Here is a 22,358-nt window from a genome sequence, read left to right on the forward strand (position 1 = left end):
TAAAAATTGAAGAAAACAATATGGGCTGTCTGTTTTTCTGTGATATTCAGCCTGGCTTTATTACCGGAAAGCACTTTTGCGGCCAGTTCTGATATCTCAGTAAAACTGACGAATTATATTGGTAATAAATCGACTCTGAATATCGAACCTTCAGGAACTTATAAACTGACGGGAAGCGATGTCTCCTCCGTTGTCAGATTGGGAGGCGCGTCCAAATATGATACGGCTAACGCCGCGACATCTAAGTATTGGAAAAACCCGTCCAACGTGGTCGTCGTGAATACGGACGCTTATTTTGCGGACACGCTTTCCGTCATTCCTTTAGCGAATAAACTGAAAGCGCCTGTTCTGCTGACTGAAGCGAAAAAACTGAGCAGCAGCACAGAAGCGCAAATCAAGAAATTCAATCCGGATAATATTTTAATCATCGGCGGGACGAACAGTATTTCGTCAGCCGCGGAAAAGACATTGAAGAAATACGGCCGCACGAAACGGATCAGCGGAAAAAACAGATATGATCTGTCCAAAAATATTGCGGCCGAAATGGGCAGCTATGACCAGGCGGTCGTAGTAACGGGAGATGTATATACGGATGCGCTGGCAATCGCGCCATATGCCGCGCAAAACGGCTATCCGATTCTTCTGACGAAAAAAGACTCCCTTCCGAGCTACAATCTGCCTAAAAAAGTGATCATCATGGGAGGCACTTCAAGCGTCAGCAAAGATGTGGAGAATCAAATTAAAAAGAAGGCCTCGGTCACCAAACGAATTACCGGATCAAACAGATATCAAATATCAGCAAACGCAGTCACTTCGCTTGGCATGGATGCAAGCAAAACGGTGGCTGCCAACGGGACTAAATTAGCGGACATCGTAGTCGGATCAAATATTGCGGCCGCAAATCACATGCCGCTTGTATACATCAAAAAAAGCGAAACACCCGCCGACGAGGCCAGCCTTTTTAAAACGAAAGGCACCTATTCTTATACATTAATAGGCAGCGCGAATTCAATTGCCGATTCAGTTAAGGCTGCTTACGCAAAAGAGTTTTATCTCGTAAACGGAAAGACGTACCGTATTGAAACGTCCGGCGGCAAATTAGGCGTTGCAGGCATTAACAGCGGAAAAACGTCTTTCAAGGCGGTTCCTGAAAAATATTCAACAGCAAACACAATCAGCATTGACGGGAAGCCATATCTGGGGAATATGAGTTTCACTGCTGAATCCGGCAAATATGTAAGACCTGTTAATGAAAACATTCCTTTTGAGGATTATCTGAAAGGTGTCCTGCCGAATGAAATGCCGGGAAGTTGGCCGACAGAAGCGCTGAAAGCCCAGGCTGTTGCCGCCCGCACCTACTCTATCGGCAAGATGGGACAAACAGTCGCGGATACAACGGCCTTTCAGGTTTACGGGGGATACAGCTGGTATCCAAACGCCACCGCAGCCGTTAACGGAACAAAAGGGAAAGTGCTCACTTATTCCGGCAGATTGATAGATGCCACTTACTCATCAAGCAATGGCGGTTACATGGAAGCCGGCGATGAAGTGTGGGGATCGAACGTGCCGTATTTAGTAGCCAAAAAGGACACAAAAGATCCGGAAATCAGCTGGTCTTTAACATTGCAGAAGCAGCAGCTGCCAGCGGGTCTGGATATGAAAAATCCCGCATCCTGGTGGTCTAAAACAAACGAAGCAAATGCTGCGCAGCTCAACGGAATAAAAAATTGGCTGATGAAAAATAAAGAAACCAATGCAAGTTCCATAAAAATTGCAAGCATCTCTGATCTCTCGCTCACCGGAAAAACAAAAGGCCAGCGCGCGGAAGACGCCGCGGTGAAGGTCACGTACCATGTGAATGACAAGTCGAAGGGCTATGTCATGAACAAGACTGCATCTGTTGAGGTGAAAGCGTCTGAACTCAGGACGATGATCGGAGCTTCATCTTTTAAAAGCACATACGCCAGTGCGTCCGGTAATTCTTCGCAAATCACGATATCAGGAAAGGGATACGGTCACGGCGTAGGAATGAGTCAATACGGAGCAAAAGAAAGAGCGGAGGCCGGAGAGCCGTATACTTCTATTCTTGCGTTCTATTATCCTAATACAGCACTTACAAACTACTAAACTTCTGTGGAGGAGATCGGATTGAAATTCATCATAAAATGTCTCCCCGTCTTTATTCTCGGGGTCATTCTATTTGTCCCTTCCGCTTTGGCTGACAACACGGTTAAAAGAATCGGCGGAAGCACCCGGTATGATACGGCTGTACTGGCGGCAAAACAATCATGGGGTGAAGCGAAAACGGTAATTATCACCGGCGGAACTTCATATGCCGATGCAATTGCCGCTGCGCCGCTTGCATATCAAAAAAATGCGCCGCTGCTGTTTACAAATAAAGATCAGCTGTCTGCCGGCACAAAAAAGGGATTAATTGATTTAAAAACGAAAAATGTGATTATCGTAGGCGGCACACCTGCCGTTTCTAAAAATACCGCAAATCAAATTGCTAAATTAGGCATCAGTGTCAAACGGTTATCAGGGAGCACGAGATATGCCACAGCCGCAAAAGTGGCGGGTGAAATGACAAGATCTTCTACAGCCCTTGTGGTCAACGGGTTTGTTGATGCAGATGGAATGGCTGCGATTTCTTATGCGTCCGCTAAAAAATATCCGATTTTATTCACTAATGATTCAACGTTAAATGGTTCTACGTCCAATGCGATCAAAAGCTTAGGGATTAAAAACACGATTGTCATCGGCGGGACAAGCAGCATCAGCAGCTCACTTTATAATAAGCTGCCGAACCCTTCAAGAATCAGCGGCAAAAACCGCTATAACCTGTCTGTGAATCTTGCAAAAAAGACAGGCTTAAGCACAGGCTATACGTTTGTTACCAATGGCTTTAAAGAGGCGGATACCATCGTCGGAGGCGTGCTGAGCGCCAAACAGGGAAGAGTTCACCTGCTGACGAATGGAGACAGTCTGTCAAAAGACGTCCGGACGTATATCGGAAGTAAAAACATCACCAGCTTCACCGTCATAGGAAGTGCTTCATCTTTAAGCAACAATGCCGCGTCGCAGCTTAAAAATCCCGTTGTCGGCAAAACGGTCTTTATTGATCCGGGGCACGGCTATCAGGATTCAGGTGCAACCGGAAACGGCTTGCTTGAGAAAAATGTAAACCTTGATATCGCTACGCGTCTTAACAATCAATTATACGGCGCGGGCGCGCTTACTGTAATGTCGAGAAAGGGCGACACCTTTGATTCGCTTGAGGAGAGAGTGAACAAAGGGGCGAAGGCGAACGCCGATATTTTCATCAGCGTCCATGCAAATGCGAATGATAACAGCAGTGCAAACGGTACGGAGACGTATTATGATAAAACCTACCAATCGGCAAACAGTCTGAGGCTTGCCCAAAATATTCAGCCGAGAATGGTTTCTGCTCTCGGCACGCGTGACCGCGGTGTGAAAACCGCCGGATTTTACGTCATTAAGTATTCTAAAATGCCGAGTGTCTTGTTAGAAACCGGTTTTGTCACAAGCCCGATTGATGCCAATATTTTAAAACAATCAACGAAAAAGGACAGACTCGCGGCGGGGATCACCCAAGGCGTTTCCTCCTATTTCAGATAATTTTTTTCATGGAAACAGACCGGTTCATACCGGTCTGTTTTTTTATTTTTTCATTATGCTTTGTCTCAAATATGGATATGAATAGATTTACAATAAAAAAACAATAATCGAAACATTCTAATAAACATTAACGTTTCCTTTACTTCCAATTAACATCCATCTGCTAAACTCACGGCATAGGTCATCAAACATCCCAACAAATCGTGAGGTGTGTGTCAGTGGGAGCAGAGAAAAGCATGAATGTAAATAATAACTATGCAGTGCGGCAGGGGACTTCCGCTGCCGTTACGGAAAGAACGGCCCGTTATTTGGCTTTTAAGCGATTCATGGACATTGTGTTTGCGCTTGCGGGGCTTTTGGCGGCGCTCCCGGTGATGGGCCTGTTCTCCATACTGATTCGTTTGGAGTCGCCCGGCCCGGCTTTTTATAAACAGGAGCGGGTAGGCAAAGACGGGAAGCCGTTTTATTTGTATAAGCTCCGCTCTATGAAAATAGATGCTGAAAAATCGGGGGCGGTCTGGGCGCTGAAAAAGGATCCCCGCGTGACAAAGGTCGGCGCTTTTATCAGAAGGACCCGTATTGATGAGCTGCCGCAGCTGGTAAATGTGCTTCGGGGAGAAATGAGCCTGATCGGCCCGCGTCCCGAGCGTCCCGTGTTTACGGAACAGTTTCAGGCTGAGATTCCGGGGTTTACGGAGCGGCTGGCCGTTAAGCCGGGATTAAGCGGCTGGGCGCAGGTCAACGGGGGATATGACATGACACCGAGGGAAAAACTGATGTTTGACTTATATTATATCCGCAACCTGACCTTTTCATTGGAACTGAAGATTATGCTCAAAACGTGCAAAGTGATCTGGACCGGTGACGGGGCGCGATAAAAATTCTGGTCAGCAGACAAAAAAGTAGGGAAAACGATGCCTAGTATTACAAATCAAATTTTGAGCGGCGCCAAATGGACAAGTATTTCGACAGCGTGTATTACGGTCATTCAAATCGTCCAATTCGCCCTGCTCGGGCGGGTCATGTCACTGGCTGAATTCGGCCTTGTCGGCATGATCATAACGGTAGTGGTGTTTGCCCAAATTGCGCTTGATATGGGTTTTGGCGCCGCGCTCATTCAAAAAGATCATGTGACTGAAAAACAGATGTCTTCCTTGTACTGGCTGAATATCATAACGGGGCTTGCGCTGTTTGCGCTGCTGTTTTTCAGCAGTCCGCTCATTGCCGATTTTTATCGGCGGGAGGAGCTTGTCTATTTAATCCGCGTGCTGGCCGTCATGTTTTTAATCGCGCCGATCGGTCAGCAATATCAGTATATGCTGCAAAAAGCGCTGGCATTTAACACGCTAAGCAAGATTGAAATCTTTTCAAATGTGCTGTCCTTCGTTTACTTGGCGGCTGCGGTTTTTTATACGGACCCGATTCTCGCCTATGTGATTTCCCAGGTGCTGCTGCAATCGTCAAAAGGCATTCTGTACTGGGTGTCCTGCAGAAAAACATGGAGACCGGCGTTCGTTTTTGATCTGAAGGGAATGAAAGGCTTCTTTTCTTTCGGGGCCTTTCAGCTGTCTTCCCGGCTTGTGAACCGGCTCGGGGCGAATATTGATATGATTCTGATCGGCAGTTTTATCGGCGCCGAGGCGCTCGGCATTTACAATCTGGCCTACCAGATTGTCACGCTTCCGGTATTAAAAATCAATCCGATCATTACGAGAGTCGCGTTTCCCGTCTTTGCGAAAAACAAGCATGAAAACAGCGTGATCAGAGAAGGGTTTCTCAATATGACCAAAATACTCGCGCTGATATCCTTTCCGCTCTTGCTCGGTTTGGTTTCAGTATCGGATGCATTCGTGGCTTCGGTTTTCGGAGAAAAATGGCTGGCGGCTGTCCCGGTTTTAAACGTTCTCGCCATCGTCGGGATTTTAAGGGTTCTGATGAATCCGAACGGATCTGTGCTGCTGGCAAAAGGGCGGGCCGATCTGGCATTTTATTGGGACGCCGGGGTGATGCTGCTGTATAGCGCATCTTTGTACGCCGCCGTGCTGTCCGGAAATCTCTTGACGGTAGCCTGGACGTACGCTTTCATCAGCATCCTGAATTTCCTGATCGGGCGCTGGCTGCTGGCATATGTCATTAAGCTGCGGCTGTCGGCTTACTTCAAAGCCGTGGCCAAACCGTTTCTGCTTACGGCGGCAATGGGTGTCATCGCCTTTACAGCCAGCTTCGGAACGGAGCGGATCAGCCTTGATGTCAAGCTGCGGCTGGCGATCTCCGTAGCCTGCGGCGCGTTGTGTTATTTATTCCTGTTAGGAAAAGCTTATCCGCATATGAAAAGTAAATTAAGAAAAGGACGTTTGCTATGAAGGTATTGTGGATGACAAGTGTATATCCGAGCAGTGAGAAGCCGGGAGAAGGCGTTTTTCATGAGACGCAGGCCCAAGAACTGAGAAAGCTTGGCGCGGAGATGACTGTCATTTGTCCGCAGCCGAAACTCGCCGCGCCATTCCGGGTGCTGAAAAAGACGTATCGGCAAAAGGATATAAGGCCGGCGCATGAATGGCGGAAAGGTGTGTCCGTCCACCGGCCGTTTTATCAGGCGGTTCCCGGGCAGCTGAAATGGGCGCAGCCGCATAAAAGAATGGCGTCATCGGTTCTTTCCGAAATTAAAAATCATGGCCTGAAGCCCGATCTGATTCACGCGCATTTCGCCATGCCGTCAGGCGGAGCGGCGGCCATTGTGTCAAAGGCTTTAGGCATCCCGTATGTGCTGACCTTGCATGGCAGTGATGTCAATGTCTATCCGCATTACAGCAAAAGCGCTCATCGCGCATTTACATTTGCGGTGCGGGAAGCAGCCGATATTTACGCTGTGAGCGGCAGTCTGCGGGAACAAATGAAAAAGCTCATCGAAGCGGAGTGCAGCGTGCTTCCGATCGGCATCACGCTTGACGCCTTCCGAAAAAGGAACGAGACGAAAGAAGCCGTCAGAAAACGGCTCGGCCTTCCTCCGGATAGAAAACTGATCGTGTTCATCGGCAGGCTTGTCAAAGAGAAAGGTGTTTTCGACTTATCAAAAGCCGTTCAGTCATTGGATGAAAGATATGAAGCTGTCTTTGTCGGTGACGGTCCAGCCGCATCTTCATTGCGTGAAGCCGCTCATATCGTCACGGGGCAAGTGCCGAACGACAAGGTACAGGACTATCTGCTGGCCTCGGATATAATGGCGCTGCCGTCCTACAGCGAAGGCATGCCGACTGTGGTCATTGAGGCGCTCGCTCTGAAGGTGCCGGTGATCTGTACCGATGTCGGAGGATTGGCTTCTTTATTTGGGAAATATAGAGGTTTGCTGATCAAGCCGGGTTCGCCTGACACGCTGGCAGAATCCATTCTGCAATATGACGAAGGAGAGGCTTGGACGCCGCAAACAGCCGAGGAACTTTATCAAACCGTCCGCACGTATTTTGACGCAAGCCAAAACGCGAAAACGCTGAAAGAGAAATACCGGTCCGTCATGAACCGGGCCGGGCAAGAGGAGAACCTTTCGAAAGAGGGATGAAGCTGTGAAAAAAATCGTTGTATTAGGAACAGGGTATGTAGGTCTTGTATCTGGAACTTGTTTTGCGGAAATCGGCCATCATGTGACTTGCTGTGACATCAATGAAGCGAAAATCAGAAGCTTGCAAAACGGAGTCATCCCGATATATGAACCGGGGCTTGAGGAATTAGCCGAAAAAAATGTCAGTGCCGGGCGGTTATCCTTTACGGCCGATATTGAGCCGGCTGTGAAAGCCGCTGATATCATCTATATCGCCGTCGGTACGCCGATGTCAAAGAGGGGTGAAGCCGATCTGACCTACATTAAGGCAGCGGCGCAAACAATCGGAGAACAGCTGAACGGATACAAAATCATTGTCACCAAAAGCACTGTTCCGGTCGGGACGGGAAAGCTCGTTTACCAAATCGTCAGCGAAGCGTCAAAGGGAACATATCCGTTTGATGTCGCGTCAAATCCTGAATTCCTCCGCGAAGGTTCGGCGGTGCGGGATACGATGCAGATGGAGCGGGCGGTTATCGGCGCCACAAGCGAACATGCCGCTTCGGTCATTGAAGAGCTTCATAAGCCGTTCCGTACGAAGATCGTAAAGACCAATCTTGAAAGCGCGGAAATGATTAAGTATGCCGCAAATGCTTTTTTAGCCGCCAAAATATCTTTTATTAACGATATCGCCAATATTTGCGAACGTGTCGGGGCGGACATTTCTCACGTGTCAGAAGGCGTCGGCCTTGACAGCCGGATCGGGAATAAATTTCTGCAGGCCGGCATCGGATTCGGCGGATCCTGCTTTCCGAAGGATACAACGGCTTTATTGCATATCGCAAACGCCGCCGGCTATCCGTTTGAAATGATGGAAGCCGTCATTGAAACCAATCAGAAGCAGCGGGTCCGTATTACGGAAAAATTGAACCGCGCCATCGGTCCCTTAAAAGGGAAAACCGTGGCCGTACTGGGGCTGGCCTTTAAACCGCATACAAATGACGTCCGCTCCGCCCCGGCTCTTGATATCATCACAAGTCTTAAAGAGCAGGGTGCTCACGTGAAAGCGTATGATCCGATCGCGATTCCCGAAGCGTCAGCGATATTAGGAGAAGGCGGCATTGAATATCACACAGAGATGTACAGTGCCATCAAAAACGCAGACGCATGCCTGATTACAACAGATTGGCCGGAAGTCAAGGAGATGGATCTTCAGAGAGTGAAGCAGCTGCTCAAACAGCCGGTCATCATTGACGGCAGAAATATGTTTCCGTTGGAGTATATGAGGGTTTCAGGATTCACTTATCATTCCGTCGGACGTCCGGCGGTTCATGCCGATCAGCAAATAAAAGAACTGGCAAGATAGAAAAAGATTTGTTTTCAGGCTCTCGGCAGTCCGGCTCGGCTGCCGGTTTTGGAAAGGGGTTTGCCATGTGAGTATCAAACGTTCAGCGGCACATGTTCTTGTGCTGCTTGCCGCTGTCATTACAGGAGGATGCATCATGCTGGGGGCGGTCAGGGCGGATGCCGGCTTCGGAAAAATCACCGTGCTGCTGCTTGCCGCCATGATCGGCATTGCCGGACTTGCTTTGCTATCCGCCTTTACAACAAACGGTCAGATGTTTATGGGGCTCATTTATATACTGATCGCGTGTACATTTTTAAACCAGGCCTTCTTTGCGGTTCATCTCGGATTTTTCAGCTTATTTATATACCGGCTGTTATTAATCGGAGCGGGCGCCCTTCACATCGCCGGCATCCTGACAAACCGTCATCATATTGACAGATGGAATCGGGTGAATGTAAAAGGGGTTCTGATGTTTTTCGCCTTATGGTTTACATACGGTCTCCTATCGTTATTGTGGGCAAAATCCGTGACGTACGGGATTAAATATTTAGCTTTAATGGGAATGGGCATGTTTTTGATTTATCTTATTGTCATGTTCATTCAGCGCTTTGATCAGCTGATGGTTTTTTACGGCATATGGCTTGTGATGACCATTTTTGTGATGGCGATCGGCTTTTACAACCATTTTACACACAACCATCTGCCGAGCTCCACGCTTTATAACGGCCCGCAGTACAAACAGCATTATCCGACGTCCGTTTTCTTTAACCAAAATGATTTCGCGACGTTTTTGTGCATCAGTTTCTTTCTGTATGCGGCGGCGGTGAAAAATATGAAAAACGGCTATGTGAAGGCCGTCAGCCTGCTCTTTGCGATCTGCGCTTTGTATTTAATCATTTTGACCGGTTCGCGCGCGAGTCTGCTGGGCATATGCGCGGGGGCGGCTGTATACGTCTTCATCCTGCTGCCTTCCGTGTTGAAAAAATTCGCGCTGTACGCTGCGGGAGCGGGTGCTGCGCTGTTTGCGGTTTTATTTGCGGGCCGTATCACCAATGCCGTCTTGAATCTGTTTTCAGCTCCGCAGGCGATGCCGGGACAGCAGCCGCTTCCTTCCAACCTCGCGAGGGCGAATCTTTTAAAGAACGCCTTTCACTATGTGATTGATTCCTGGGGGTTCGGAGTGGGTGCCGGAAATGTCTCTTACTATTTAAAAGCGGAGCCTGTTTATGATACGGGCGGGGTAGTTGAGGTGCACAACTGGCTCGTCGAGATTATGGCGAACTTCGGCGTGCTTACGATGCTCGGTTACCTGACAGTCTATTTGTTCCTTTTTTGGACACTTTATAAATGTCATGAAAGAAAATCGGAAAATCAGTCAAGACTGATCACAGAAGGACTTATCACGGCGATGGCCGGTTTTTTGGTAAGCAGCATCAGCCCAAGCTCCGTATCAAATTTATTTTTCCACTGGGTATTTCTCTCGCTCGTGATCGCGGCGGTCAATATATTGAGGCGTTTACAAAAGGAGTCTGCCGTCACGGCGTACTATGAAAAACAGGGAGATGCGAGATGAAGGATATGTTGACAAGAATAACCCGGCGTATCAAAAAGAATATCATTTGGATCATTGCGCTGCCCGTTGTGTTAGGGGCGGCGGGATATGTATTGCCGTCAAAAATCAGCGGAAACAGCAGTTTTACATCAGAAGCCGCGATCGCCGCGGGAAATTATGATCATCCGCTTTATAACAATACAAAAGAAATCCCGCTCCTTTTGACGAGCGATGCCTTTTTAAAGCAGGCTCTGCCTGATAAAACAGACGCAGAAAGAGCGGCCGTGAAAAGTAAACTGACTGTCGAAACACAATCAGATTCATTGATCACGGTCAGCTACAGCGGCCAAAACAAACAGGAGACCGAATCGGTGTTTCAAGCCGTCATAACAACTTTTCTGAAGAATGATCAGGACCTGTTTGAAAAACGGGCAAAAGTAGTGCGGCAGAGTATTGCTGCGCTTGAAGGAGAAACCGTCAGCGCGGACGCCAAAGTGGATAAGGAACGATTTTTATACGAATTGAAAAATACGCAGCTGAACCTGAAAGCGGCCGGCGTCATCAATTCAGAGCCGATGAATGAAACGGCGGGACAAGGCATGCCGCCGAAAAAGAAAGCGGTTCTGGGCGTTTTAATCGGCATTGCAGTTGCCTTTATGTTCATTGTCATTCCGGAGCTTTTTAGAGAGTCCTTGTAAAAATCTGCGATGGAGATGTGACCATGACAAACTGGAAACCTTTCGTATCTGTCATTACACCGTCTTATAACGCAAGTGAATATATCGAAGACACGATTCAGTCCGTTTTACATCAAAGCCACCCGCATTGGGAAATGATTATCGCGGATGATTGTTCAACGGACGGAACGAGAGATATTTTACGGCAATATGAACAAAAAGATGAGCGGATCCGCGTCGTTTATTTAGATAAAAACGGGGGAGCCGCGGCTGCCAGAAATACAGCCCTTAAACATGCCAAGGGCCGTTATGTCGCATTTCTGGACAGCGATGACAGATGGAAAAAGGAAAAGCTTCAAAAACAGCTTGCGTTTATGGCAGAGCGGTCCTGCGCTTTTTCATTTACGGGCTACAGCGTCATGGAGCAGGACGGAACGCCGACGGACAAAACGATTCAAGCCCCTGAAAGCCTGTCATATGATGAAGCTTTAAAAAACACGATTATCGGATGTTTAACGGTTATGATTGACAGAGAGCAGACGGGGCAGATTCAAATGCCTGATATCAGAACGCGGCAGGATTTAGCGACATGGCTTTCCCTGCTGAAAAGGGGATTTACGGCTTACGGCCTGAATGAGTGCCTTTCAGAATACAGGCTTGTGCAGAATTCGATTTCAAGCAACAAGTGGAAAGCCGCAAAAAAAACGTGGTTTGTTTATAGAGAAATTGAGCGCCTGCATTTTATCAAGGCTTCGTGGTGTTTTATGCAATATGCGAAAAACGCGGTCTTGAAAAGACTGTAGGCGTCAGAGGAGCTGGGTGATGAAGGTGGAACCGATTATTCACGTAATCGTCGGAGCGGCGGAATGGGGGCATGACCGGCTGAGATACAGACGGCACCGGCTGGCTGAATTTCTCGCCCGGCAAAAAGAAACGAAAAGCGTCATTTGGGTATGCCCGTCCCCGCGAGCCAATGATGGTCAGACGGCCGGGATCGCCGAGGGAATCCGGCAGTTCACTGTAAAGGATCTCATGCAGCAAAAAGCATTCCGTTTCGGCAGGTATACAGACATGTGTTACAGGCATAAACTTTCACCATTGTTGCACATGCTGAAGGAAGAAGGAGAAGGGGCCCGCTGCTGCTTATGGTACACCTTCCCCGGTTTTCCGCTTCTGGCAGATCTGTTTCCTTGGGATGAAGTGATTTACGATTGCAGTGATCTGTGGGCCGCTCCGATCAGCGGCCGGGCCGGTGTGCTGTCAAATGTAAGAAGAAACATCATTAAACAGGCGGAAATGAGAATCATTCAGCGTGCCGATTCCATCACCTGCACATCTGACTGTCTGCACCGGGAGGTCGGAAAAAAGCTGGAGAACCCGCACCAGAAAGTGTTCACCATTGAAAACGGAGTGGAATATGACCTGTTTTCACGGGAAAATAAACAGCCGGATGAAGACATTTTACGGGGACGGAACGGAACGGTTCTCGGTTTTATCGGCGGAATCAAACCGAAGCTCGATTTTGCGCTTATGGCGGAAACGGCAGATGTGCGGCCTGACTGGACGATTTTATTGGTGGGCCCGAACACGGCTCAGGACGATCCGGATTTCGAGTCGCTTCTGGAACGCCCGAATGTCATCTGGACGGGACCTGCCGCGCCGAATGAAGTGCCGTCCTATATGCAGCTTGTCGACATCGGCATCATGCCGTATAAAAATTCACCTTATAATGACGCGGTATTTCCGCTTAAGCTTTTTGAATTTTTAGCCGCCGGGAAACCGGTTGTCGGCTGCAACCTTTCTTCTACGTCAAAAATCAAAAGGCCTTACGTTTATGAATACGTTGAAGGGAGCGACCCCGCAGATTTCATCGCGGCCTGCGAAGCGCTTCTGGCAGCGGACCGCCGCGGATCATACGAGGCTTTGCGCCGTGAATTGGCCCGGAGACGAGATTGGAATGTTTTATTCGGCCGAATGCTCGAATGCACGGGTATATTGAAAAATGCGCAATCCCATTAAAAGGGAAAGCGCATTTTTTGATTTGCGTGTTTCTTTTTGATGATGCTTGTTATAATAACTAGTAAGAATTATAATGGAAGGAACGGTTCAATATCAGAAAAGACTTCATATAATTCCAAAGGAGACTTCTTTATGCTTGACGAACGCATGTTTCGCATAGTTGTTGCGTTTTTTGTCTCTCTGCTAACGGTTTTAATCCTAACTCCTATCGTAAAAAAAATTGCGATCAAAATAGGTGCAGTTGACCAGCCCAGCAACCGAAAAGTACATGATAAAATAATGCCCCGTATGGGCGGCTTGGCCATCTTTATCGGCGTAGCGGCGGGTGTGCTCGCGGCCGGCATATATAATGAAACAAAAATGACCGCCATTACGGTGGGTGCGTTTATTATTGTTATTTTAGGAATCCTTGATGATAAATACCAATTAAGCGCAAAGGTAAAGTTTTTCGTCCAGCTGGCCGTGGCCATTATGATTGTGAGCACGGGACTGAAAATGGACTTTTTCTCCGTACCGTTTTTAACGGAACGTTTAGAATTGGGATGGGTCGCTTACCCGCTGACTGTGTTATGGATCGTCGGTATTACGAATGCGATGAACCTGATTGACGGTCTGGACGGACTCGCTGCCGGCCTGTCGGTCATCGGACTCTCCACTATCGCCGTTATGGCGTTGTCCGGAGGGAAAATCCTTATTCTGTCACTTTCACTTGTCGTGATAGGAAGCACACTCGGATTTTTATTTTATAATTTTCACCCGGCAAAGATATTTATGGGAGATACCGGATCGCTCTTTCTCGGATACGTCATCTCAGTACTCTCATTATTAGGTCTTTATAAAAGTGTTACTTTATTCAGTATCATCATTCCGATCATCATTTTGGGCGTGCCGATTTTTGATACGACATTCGCCGTCATCAGGCGGATTTTAAACAAACAGCCGATCTCAGCGCCTGATAAGTCACATATACATCACCGGCTGATGGCCTTCGGGCTGTCACACCGCACGGCTGTCATTATCATTTATTTAATCGGCTTTATTTTCAGCGTCAGTGCCATCCTGCTGAAAAGTGCGACCATATGGCTTTCGCTGTTTATTATTTTTGTATTGATTGTATTTATGCAAATCATAGCAGAGGTCACAGGGTTAGTAAATGAACAATTTAAACCATTTACCAAGTTTTACAAAAGATTGGTAAAGAAAAATTAAAAAGAGCAGATCATGCGAATGGTCTGCTTTTTTGCTATTCTCTTATTATATAGAAAAACCCGATCCTGCTCAAAGGATCGGGTTTACTCTTAATAGCCTGTTGTGCCGCCGGACTGTGTGCTGTCCGTACCGTTTGCACCTGCAGTACCGTTGGTTGAATCGGTTGTGCCGCTTGTTCCTGTGCTGCCGGAAGTCGAATCAGTCGTACTGTCCGTTCCGGTGCTGTCAGAAGCGGGATCGGACGCCGTGCTGCTTCCGGACGGGTAATCCAGGTGCTTCTGCAATTCCTGCCGTACTTTTTCGAGATTGGCTGGATCCGGCTGGAAATAATATGTTCCGCGCGTAGTTGCGGTTCCGCCTAAATATAAATCTGATCCTGTTATGGTCAGTGTATCAATCTTTTTGCTGGTAAAGCCGCTGTAAATCTGCTGAAGAGCGAGTCCTTCAGTGATTCGGATATTTGTTTGGACGTTATTGCTCGCTGTTTCAGCGATTTTATCGATTTTAGCAATATTTCCAGCTCTTGACATTTGGTCGATCAGTGCGTTTAAGATTTGCTTTTGGCGGTCATTCCGGCCGAAGTCTCCGCGCTTATCCTGCTTTCTCATCCGCGCGTAAGCCAAAGCCTGCTCACCGTTCAAATGCATGTTTCCTTTCTTGAAATAGATCCGTTTCTTTTTACTGACGTCACTCATCTCGTCGAAGTCAAACGGCACTTTTACATCGACCCCGCCTACCTCATCAATAACATCCTTAAAGCCATTGAAGTCGACAGTGACATACTTATCAATCGGTATGCCTAATAAGTCTTCGACGGTTGAGACGGTTTCATCCGCTCCGCCCTTAGCAAAAGCCGCATTGATTTTTGTTTTGTTACCGGTTGTGTCACCGGCAAGCGTCACCCGCGTATCACGCGGAATACTCAGCATTTTCATTGTTTTATTTCTCGGATCAAGGGTAACGACAATAAGAGAATCTGATCGTCCGCCTTTTCCGCTGGTGGCATAATTTTCGATCCCCATAAACAAAATGGAGAACGGTTTTTTCTTCATATTGATGACTTTATCCCGCAATTTTGATTTGTCTCCGCGGGAAAGGGCATCATATGCATTATCTGCCGCATTAATCGTTTTGTATACTTTGTATCCGCCAAATCCGGCAGCGACTAACAAAACGAGGGTAAGCAGCAGCAAAATCCGTTTGAATATGATCTTTCGTTTGCTTTTCTTTTTCTTTCGAACACGCACTCTTACACGTTCAGCCATTACATTAGTCTCCTTTAGGGCTGACGTCTGTTTCTAAATACGTCAGTTCTCCCTCTGTATTCTTACTCTTGCCGTTCGTCAGTTCTGTCATCCATTTTAGAAACGCTTCTTTGTCTTTTTCTTCAACGTACGTTTCAAATTCGACATGATCCGCATAATGGATATCTTTCAGTAAAAAAACTGATTCTCTCAGTTCGTTCTCTATCTTGCCGAGCCACGTATAATCCGCTGATGTATGCATAATCCGCATCAGCTTCCGCTCCGTAACTCCTATATGATTTAAGCCTTCAGACACTGACTTCCCATATGCACGAATCAATCCGCCTGCACCGAGCTTTATTCCGCCGAAATACCGGGTAACCACCGCGCAGGTATCTTTCAGACCGCGTTTTTTCAGCACTTCCAGCATGGGGACGCCGGCTGTGCCGCTTGGTTCTCCGTCATCATTGGCCTTTTGTATATGGTCGGTTTCGCCGATCAGATAAGCTGAGCAGTTATGAGTCGCATTCCAGTGCTGTTTTTTTATCTTTTGTATAAATTCCTGCGCTTCCTCTTCAGAAGCAGCACGGCTCAGGTGACAGATAAAACGTGATTTTTCAATCACAATCTCATGTTCACCCGCTTCTTTAACAGTTAAATAGCTGTGCAGCATGATTGCTGGACCCTCCTGACAAGCATTAAAAGACTTGTTTCTACAAATTCGAACAGACTTTAGAATTTTTGCGCATATTTTGGTATCATGAAAGAGTAAGATACTATATAAAAATGTTTTTTTCTAGAATATACGCATTCTTTCATTATAATTCGACATAAATTGCAGTTCAATTACATTTATAATAAAAATACATAACAACACCGTTACGGAGGGAGACAGATGAATAAATCGAAGATGGACTCCAAAGTTTTGGATTCTATACTTATGAAAATGCTGAAAACCGTGGACGGGAGCAAGGACGAGGTTTTTCAAATCGGAGAGCAGTCGCGCCAGCAATATGAGCAGCTGGTTGAAGAACTCAAACAGATCAAACAGCAGGTGTACGAAGTCATTGAGCTGGGCGACAAACTTGAAGTTCATACGCGGCACGCACGAAACCGCTTGTCTGAAGTAAGCAGAAATTTCCATAAGTTCAGCGAAGAAGAAATTCGCAACGCCTATGAAAAGGCGCACAAACTTCAAGTGGAACTGACGATGATCCAGCAGCGTGAAAAGCAGCTGCGGGAGCGCAGAGATGATTTAGAACGCCGGCTTTTAGGGCTTCAGGAAATCATTGAACGGTCAGAATCATTGGTCAGCCAAATAACCGTCGTTCTGAATTACCTGAATCAAGACCTTCGCCAAGTAGGGCTTCTTCTTGCCGATGCGCAGGCTAAACAAGATTTCGGCTTAAGAATCATCGAAGCCCAAGAGGAAGAAAGAAAAAGAGTTTCCAGAGAAATTCATGACGGTCCCGCGCAGATGCTGGCAAATGTCATGATGAGATCGGAATTAATTGAACGGATCTTCCGCGACCGCGGCACGGAGGACGGATTTCAGGAAATCAGAAATCTTCGGCAGAATGTGCGGAATGCCCTTTACGAAGTCAGAAGGATTATATATGATTTAAGACCGATGGCATTGGACGATCTCGGGCTGATTCCGACACTGAGAAAATATCTTTATACAACTGAAGAATACAACGGAAAGGTGAAAATACATTTTCAGTGTATCGGAGACACGGAGAACAAAAGGCTTGCCCCGCAATTTGAAGTGGCGCTTTTCCGTCTCGCTCAGGAAGCCGTCACAAATGCACTCAAGCATTCAGAATCAGAGGAAATAACAGTAAAAGTGGAAGTAACCGCTGATTTTGTCGTTCTTATCATTAAGGACAACGGAAAAGGCTTTGATATTAAGGATGCTAAACAAAAGAAAAACAAGTCATTCGGCTTGCTGGGAATGAAAGAAAGAGTAGATCTGCTTGAAGGAACGATAACGATAGACTCTAAAATAGGTCTTGGGACATTTATCATGATTAAGGTTCCGTTATCTCTCGGCCTATAATTTGTTAAATAGAGCCAAAAGACATATTGACCGAACAGCGGCGTATATAGAACAATAGGATAAGGAGGCGTAGCGTGTGACTAAAGTAAATATTGTTATTATCGACGACCATCAACTATTCCGTGAGGGTGTAAAAAGAATATTGGATTTTGAACCTACCTTTGAAGTGGTAGCAGAAGGTGACGATGGAGATGAGGCGGCTCGAATCGTCGAGCATTATCATCCCGATGTTGTCATAATGGACATCAATATGCCGAATGTAAATGGAGTAGAGGCTACTAAACAGCTTGTTGAGCTGTACCCTGAATCTAAGGTGATTATCCTCTCCATCCATGATGATGAAAACTATGTGACTCATGCTTTAAAAACAGGTGCAAGAGGCTATCTCCTGAAAGAGATGGACGCAGATACTTTAATCGAAGCAGTGAAAGTGGTAGCCGAGGGCGGTTCTTACCTTCACCCGAAAGTAACCCACAATCTTGTCAACGAATTCCGCCGTCTTGCGACAAGCGGAGTTTCTGCTCATCCTCAGCATGAGGTTTACCCGGAAATCCGGAGACCATTACATATATTAACGAGACGGGAATGTGAAGTGCTGCAAATGCTTGCAGACGGAAAAAGCAACCGCGGAATCGGTGAATCATTGTTTATCAGTGAGAAAACAGTGAAAAATCACGTGAGTAATATTTTGCAGAAAATGAACGTTAATGACCGGACACAAGCCGTTGTCGTAGCCATTAAAAACGGCTGGGTAGAGATGCGTTAGTCATGTATGAGAAGACTTGCCATAATAGGCAAGTCTTTTTTTACTGCTTCATATCTATTAAAATACTTATTAAGTACTTAATAAGGCAGGTAAAGTGATGAAGATTGCAGTTGTAACAGACAGTACAGCATATATTCCGAAAGAGATGAGAGAAGAACATCATATTCATATGATCCCTCTTCAAGTGGTTTTCGGTGAAAAAACATTTCGCGAAGAAACAGAACTCGACTGGAGAAGTTTTTATAAAGAAGTAAAAAATCATGATGAGCTGCCGACTACGTCCCAGCCTTCTTTCGGTGAATTAATCGCATTGTACGAAGAACTGGGCAAAACATATGACGCAGTCATAAGCATACATTTGTCCAGCGGAATCAGCGGAACTTATAACAGCGCCGCCTCGGCAAACACTATGGTTGATCATATTAAAGTTTATCCCTTTGATTCAGAGATCAGCTGTTTGGCGCAAGGTTTTTATGCATTAAAGGCAGCACAGCTCATTAAAGACGGTGTTGACTCACCGGAAGAGATTATAAAAGAGCTGGAAGAAATGAAAAAAACAGTCCGTGCGTATTTTATGGTGGATGATTTATCACACCTCCAGCGGGGCGGGCGTCTAAGCAGTGCTCAGGCTTTTATCGGCGGTCTGTTAAAGGTAAAGCCTATTCTTCATTTTGACAATAAGGTAATTGTTCCTTTTGAGAAGATTCGGACACGCAAAAAAGCGATTTCGAGAATTTTTGAGCTGTTTGGGGAGGATGCAAGTAAAGGAATCCCGATGCGGGCCGCTGTCATCCATGCAAACAGGGAAGAAGAAGCGGCGGATATTATACAGGAGTTAAGCGGTAAATATCCTCATGTCGAATTCTATAACAGCTATTTCGGTGCCGTGATCGGAACCCATTTGGGCGAAGGCGCCATCGGAATCGGCTGGTGCTTTAAAAACTAAGTGAAAATCTCCGTTTTCAAGGGCGGAGATTTTTTTATTATTAAATTTTCGTGATTCGACAAAAAAATTCCCGGCAGGCATACTTTGAGCAGAAAGGAGGCAGGGAGATGTCCGAAGGTGCTTCAGAATTTTCAGAGGTGCGGGATTTCTTTTACGGCCGGCATTTATTGAGAGCTGAGATACCGTTTTCAGAACATCGCATCAACCGTTTTATAGAAAAAGAATATATAACGGCCGAGCCGTCAATCATCCGCCGGAAAAACCGTTACGTTTGCCAACGATGCGGTCAGTCTGATCAAGCCTGCTTTGCGGCATTTTGGGCGCCCTCTGCCAAAAGGCAGATTACCTATTGCCGTGCCTGTGTCATGATGGGAAGGGCTGATGAACTGACATCATTATATTCTTGGAATCAAGCCCCTGAAAACAGATGGAAGCCTGTAAAGCTTTCTTGGGAAGGAACACTGACAGACGGACAGAAGCAGGCCGCCGCAGCGCTTACAGATGCGATAAAAGAGAGACAAGAGCTGTTAGTATGGGCGGTTTGCGGATCGGGGAAAACCGAGATGCTGTTTCCGGGTATCGAGTTTGCGCTGAATCACGGTTTGCGCGTCTGTGTCGCGACTCCGCGCACAGATGTCGTACTTGAACTGCTGCCGAGGCTGAAAAAAGCATTTGAGAAAGTCGACGTTTCTGCTTTGTACGGCGGCAGCGAGGACAAAGGCCGCTTGACTCCGCTGATGATTTCAACCGCTCATCAGCTGATGCGCTACCGAGACATTTTTGATGTCATGATAATAGATGAAGTAGATGCGTTTCCTTTTTCAGCCGATGAGACATTAAGGTTCGCTGTTGATAAAGCGAGGAAGAAAAACAGCGCCCTTGTTTATGTAACGGCAACTCCTTCAGACACATTAAAAAAGAATGCTGAAGCCGGTTTGCTGAAAAGCGTTCGAATACCGGCCAGATATCATCGGAAACCTCTCCCGGAGCCGCGTTTTTTGTGGTGCGGCAATTGGAAGAAGAAGCTTCAGAAAGGAAAACTGCCGCGCTCTGTAACGGATTGGGTCCGCCAAAAACTTCAATCACAGCTGCCGGTTTTCTTATTCGTTCCGTCTGTACACGTATTGAAAAAGACAACGGATTATTTTCAGAAATTAAACGTAAGGGCAGAGGGCGTGCATGCGGAAGACACATTCAGAAAGGATAAAGTGAAACGGTTCAGAGACGGCCGGCTTGACCTGCTGGTAACGACTACGATTTTAGAAAGAGGAGTTACCGTACCCAAAGTTCAGACATGTGTCCTCGGCGCAGAAGCACCTATCTTTACTGAGAGCGCGCTCGTACAGATCGCGGGCAGAACGGGAAGGCATTATAAACATTTCAGCGGTGATGTCGTCATGTTTCATTTCGGAATGACAAACGGAATGAAAAAAGCAAAAAAACATATAGAACATATGAACAAATTGGCACAAAAAAGTAAATTGTTGGACTAGTTAATTTCAGAAAACGTGATACAGTATACTCATACTTTCCTATGAGGAGCTGTCAGCATGCTTGTCAATTCTAAAGAAATCATATTAAAGGAACTTCTCGACCGCCATATGCCTCAGCTTCATATGAAATGCACATGCCGGGTATGCAAAAATGATGTACTGGCACTTTCATTAAACCGGGCTGAGCCGGCATATGTTACAGATAAAAAGAAAGTTGCTTATGCAAAAGCAGAGATAGTTGATAAACAGAAAAATACGGCGCTGCTTGTCATTCTGGCTGAATCAGCGGCGATTGTTTCGGTTAATCCAAGCGAGTTCTGTGAAACTCGGGAAGGAGCGTAATATCTCTGAATTGTTTATTGTGTGACTCACCAATTTCAGGTTCATTGACTTGGAGATCTCTGTTTTCTCTGGCGCCCGAGCAAGAGGTATGCACCATATGCAGCAGCCGATTCGAAAAAATTGAAGGCCCCGTATGCACTATATGCGGGAGGCCTCAGGAGTCAAATGAAAAATGCGCTGATTGTGCGGCCCGGGAATCAAAAACGGAAAAGCGCTTTTTGCTGCTGCAAAACCGTTCAGTATATTTGTATAATGATGCGATGAAGGACTCATTGGCCCGGTTTAAATTCAGGGGCGATGCGAAAATCATTCAAGCATTTGAACGTGACTTTGCTGCCGGCTTTAAAGCGGCATATCCATCAAATACACATACTCTCATCCCTATTCCGCTGAGCGGCGAACGGCTGGCGGAACGCGGATTCAATCAATCCGAGCTGCTGGCCTCTCTGCTCGGAATGCCCGTCATTTTCCCCCTCATCCGACTGAACAATGAAAAACAATCCAAAAAGAGCAAAACAGAAAGGCTGTCCGCAGAAAAAAAGTTTTCAGCAGCCGAAAACTCGGCCGAAGGTATGAACGTCATCTTAATAGACGATATTTATACGACGGGCGCCACACTGCATCAAGCCGCCGAAGTCCTGCTGACAGCGGGTAAAGCGTCATCGGTCTCCTCTTTTACTTTAATCAGGAGCTAAATTATTCTTTTTTTCTGCCGATATAATTGATAGAAATATAAGGCAGATTAAAGAAGGAATAGGAGTTAATACGATGGGTGAATTGGCGAATTGTCCAAAATGCAATGCTTTATTTTTTAAAACGAACCTGCAGACCGTGTGCCAGGCATGTATTAAAGAAGAAGAAAAAGCATTTGAAACCGTCTATAAATTTTTGAGAAAGCAGATCAACAGACAGTCGACGATGCAGCAGATCACTGAGGAAACAGGTGTGGATGAAGAGCTGATCCTCAAGTTTATCAAACAAAAAAGGATTCAGATCAGCCAGCTTCCAAATTTGGCATATCCTTGCGAAAGGTGCGGAAATCCGATCAGGACGGGGAAATTTTGCAAGTCCTGTCAGACAGATATTGAGTCACAATTAGACCATATGAACCAAAAAACAGCCGCTGAATCCAAAGAAAAAAACAGTACAAAAGACACATACTATGCCTATAATACCAAAAACACCTGATTCCCTAAACTAACTGATAACGCAGTCGATAAAAGAATTAGACTGCGAACAGAAAGCGAGAGGAATCCTATGAAAATCAATCAGTACGGAACACAATCCGTTAATCCATACCAAAAAAATTACGAAAAGCAAGCCGTACAAAAAGAGGCTGCAAAGCCGAAGGACAAAGTGGAAATTTCTTCTCATGCAAAAGAGCTTCAAAATGCGTCAGATGCGGTCACTAAAACACGTCAGGAAAAAATCGCTCAGCTTAAAGCGGATATAGAGAGCGGAACATATAAAATAGATTCAAACAGCATCGCTGAAAACATAGTGAATTTTTATAAAAAGCAATAAAAAGG

General features: G+C 46.3%; 21 protein-coding genes. 19 read left to right on the plus strand and 2 right to left on the minus strand.

Annotated features, from left to right (window positions below; all coding sequences use genetic code 11):
* Nucleotides 1-6: 6 nt before the first annotated feature.
* From ACWJJ4_RS02730 to ACWJJ4_RS02780, 11 genes are all read left to right on the plus strand, one after another.
* The gene (locus ACWJJ4_RS02730) at nt 7-2,127 is read left to right on the plus strand and encodes a SpoIID/LytB domain-containing protein (protein WP_102422842.1); all 2,121 of its coding nucleotides are present in this window, start codon (nt 7-9) and stop codon (nt 2,125-2,127) included.
* Between the two features lie 21 nt (nt 2,128-2,148).
* Complete coding sequence (locus ACWJJ4_RS02735) at nt 2,149-3,639, plus strand: N-acetylmuramoyl-L-alanine amidase (protein ID WP_070082466.1); 1,491 nt, start codon at nt 2,149-2,151, stop codon at nt 3,637-3,639.
* A gap of 218 nt (nt 3,640-3,857) precedes the next feature.
* Nucleotides 3,858-4,517 carry an exopolysaccharide biosynthesis polyprenyl glycosylphosphotransferase gene (locus ACWJJ4_RS02740; RefSeq protein ID WP_003151373.1) on the plus strand — a complete coding sequence of 220 codons (660 nt, stop codon included), beginning with the start codon at nt 3,858-3,860 and terminating at the stop codon, nt 4,515-4,517.
* A 36-nt stretch (nt 4,518-4,553) separates the two neighbouring features.
* Nucleotides 4,554-6,002: a teichuronic acid biosynthesis protein TuaB gene (gene tuaB, locus ACWJJ4_RS02745; protein ID WP_454021405.1), complete on the plus strand. Its 1,449-nt coding sequence runs from the start codon at nt 4,554-4,556 to the stop codon at nt 6,000-6,002.
* Nucleotides 5,999-7,195: a teichuronic acid biosynthesis protein TuaC gene (gene tuaC / locus ACWJJ4_RS02750; protein ID WP_173612789.1), complete on the plus strand. Its 1,197-nt coding sequence runs from the start codon at nt 5,999-6,001 to the stop codon at nt 7,193-7,195. The genes tuaB and tuaC overlap by 4 nt, the downstream gene beginning before the upstream one ends.
* Before the next feature lie 4 nt (nt 7,196-7,199).
* On the plus strand, nt 7,200-8,540 hold the full coding sequence (tuaD, locus tag ACWJJ4_RS02755) for a UDP-glucose 6-dehydrogenase TuaD (RefSeq protein WP_454021406.1): 1,341 nt from the start codon (nt 7,200-7,202) through the stop codon (nt 8,538-8,540).
* Nucleotides 8,541-8,607: 67 nt separating this feature from the next.
* A complete protein-coding gene (gene tuaE, locus ACWJJ4_RS02760; protein ID WP_094247450.1) occupies nt 8,608-10,095 on the plus strand; it encodes a teichuronic acid biosynthesis protein TuaE in 1,488 nt (495 codons plus the stop codon).
* A complete protein-coding gene (gene tuaF, locus ACWJJ4_RS02765) occupies nt 10,092-10,772 on the plus strand; it encodes a teichuronic acid biosynthesis protein TuaF (RefSeq protein WP_454021407.1) in 681 nt (226 codons plus the stop codon). Before tuaE ends, tuaF begins: the two co-directional genes overlap by 4 nt.
* A 23-nt stretch (nt 10,773-10,795) precedes the next feature.
* Nucleotides 10,796-11,554 (plus strand): teichuronic acid biosynthesis protein TuaG, encoded by a 759-nt coding sequence (gene tuaG / locus ACWJJ4_RS02770; RefSeq protein ID WP_003151380.1) that lies wholly within the window; start codon nt 10,796-10,798, stop codon nt 11,552-11,554.
* A 19-nt stretch (nt 11,555-11,573) separates the two neighbouring features.
* A complete protein-coding gene (tuaH, locus tag ACWJJ4_RS02775) occupies nt 11,574-12,770 on the plus strand; it encodes a teichuronic acid biosynthesis protein TuaH (RefSeq protein ID WP_070082461.1) in 1,197 nt (398 codons plus the stop codon).
* Between the two features lie 132 nt (nt 12,771-12,902).
* The gene (locus tag ACWJJ4_RS02780; RefSeq protein WP_003151382.1) at nt 12,903-13,979 is read left to right on the plus strand and encodes a glycosyltransferase family 4 protein; all 1,077 of its coding nucleotides are present in this window, start codon (nt 12,903-12,905) and stop codon (nt 13,977-13,979) included.
* Between the two features lie 89 nt (nt 13,980-14,068).
* Here the strand turns inward: ACWJJ4_RS02780 and ACWJJ4_RS02785 are convergent, their stop codons facing one another.
* Both ACWJJ4_RS02785 and ACWJJ4_RS02790 read right to left on the minus strand, forming a co-directional pair.
* Nucleotides 14,069-15,244, minus strand: coding sequence for an LCP family protein (locus ACWJJ4_RS02785; RefSeq protein ID WP_071392366.1), 1,176 nt, complete (start codon nt 15,242-15,244; stop codon nt 14,069-14,071).
* Between the two features lie 4 nt (nt 15,245-15,248).
* A complete protein-coding gene (locus tag ACWJJ4_RS02790) occupies nt 15,249-15,896 on the minus strand; it encodes a YigZ family protein (RefSeq protein ID WP_060657503.1) in 648 nt (215 codons plus the stop codon).
* Between the two features lie 222 nt (nt 15,897-16,118).
* Here ACWJJ4_RS02790 and degS point away from each other — a divergent pair, with 222 nt between their 5' ends.
* The 8 genes from degS to flgM all read left to right on the plus strand — a co-directional run bounded on the left by degS (nt 16,119) and on the right by flgM (nt 22,353).
* Complete coding sequence (gene degS / locus ACWJJ4_RS02795; RefSeq protein ID WP_003151385.1) at nt 16,119-17,282, plus strand: two-component sensor histidine kinase DegS; 1,164 nt, start codon at nt 16,119-16,121, stop codon at nt 17,280-17,282.
* A 76-nt stretch (nt 17,283-17,358) separates the two neighbouring features.
* Entirely contained in the window at nt 17,359-18,048 is a 690-nt protein-coding gene (gene degU, locus ACWJJ4_RS02800; protein WP_003219701.1) for a two-component system response regulator DegU, read from the plus strand.
* Nucleotides 18,049-18,145: 97 nt separating this feature from the next.
* A complete protein-coding gene (locus ACWJJ4_RS02805; protein WP_003151387.1) occupies nt 18,146-18,994 on the plus strand; it encodes a DegV family protein in 849 nt (282 codons plus the stop codon).
* A 107-nt stretch (nt 18,995-19,101) separates the two neighbouring features.
* Nucleotides 19,102-20,487, plus strand: coding sequence for a DEAD/DEAH box helicase (locus ACWJJ4_RS02810; protein ID WP_109955204.1), 1,386 nt, complete (start codon nt 19,102-19,104; stop codon nt 20,485-20,487).
* A gap of 57 nt (nt 20,488-20,544) precedes the next feature.
* Nucleotides 20,545-20,829 (plus strand): late competence development ComFB family protein, encoded by a 285-nt coding sequence (locus tag ACWJJ4_RS02815; RefSeq protein ID WP_017418816.1) that lies wholly within the window; start codon nt 20,545-20,547, stop codon nt 20,827-20,829.
* A gap of 5 nt (nt 20,830-20,834) precedes the next feature.
* Nucleotides 20,835-21,524 (plus strand): phosphoribosyltransferase family protein, encoded by a 690-nt coding sequence (locus tag ACWJJ4_RS02820; RefSeq protein WP_217365449.1) that lies wholly within the window; start codon nt 20,835-20,837, stop codon nt 21,522-21,524.
* Nucleotides 21,525-21,597: 73 nt separating this feature from the next.
* Nucleotides 21,598-22,017 (plus strand): TIGR03826 family flagellar region protein, encoded by a 420-nt coding sequence (locus ACWJJ4_RS02825; RefSeq protein ID WP_043867469.1) that lies wholly within the window; start codon nt 21,598-21,600, stop codon nt 22,015-22,017.
* A gap of 69 nt (nt 22,018-22,086) precedes the next feature.
* On the plus strand, nt 22,087-22,353 hold the full coding sequence (gene flgM, locus ACWJJ4_RS02830; RefSeq protein ID WP_003151393.1) for a flagellar biosynthesis anti-sigma factor FlgM: 267 nt from the start codon (nt 22,087-22,089) through the stop codon (nt 22,351-22,353).
* The last annotated feature ends 5 nt before the right edge of the window (nt 22,354-22,358 follow it).

The sequence above is a fragment of the Bacillus sp. JK62 genome, assembly GCF_053663455.1.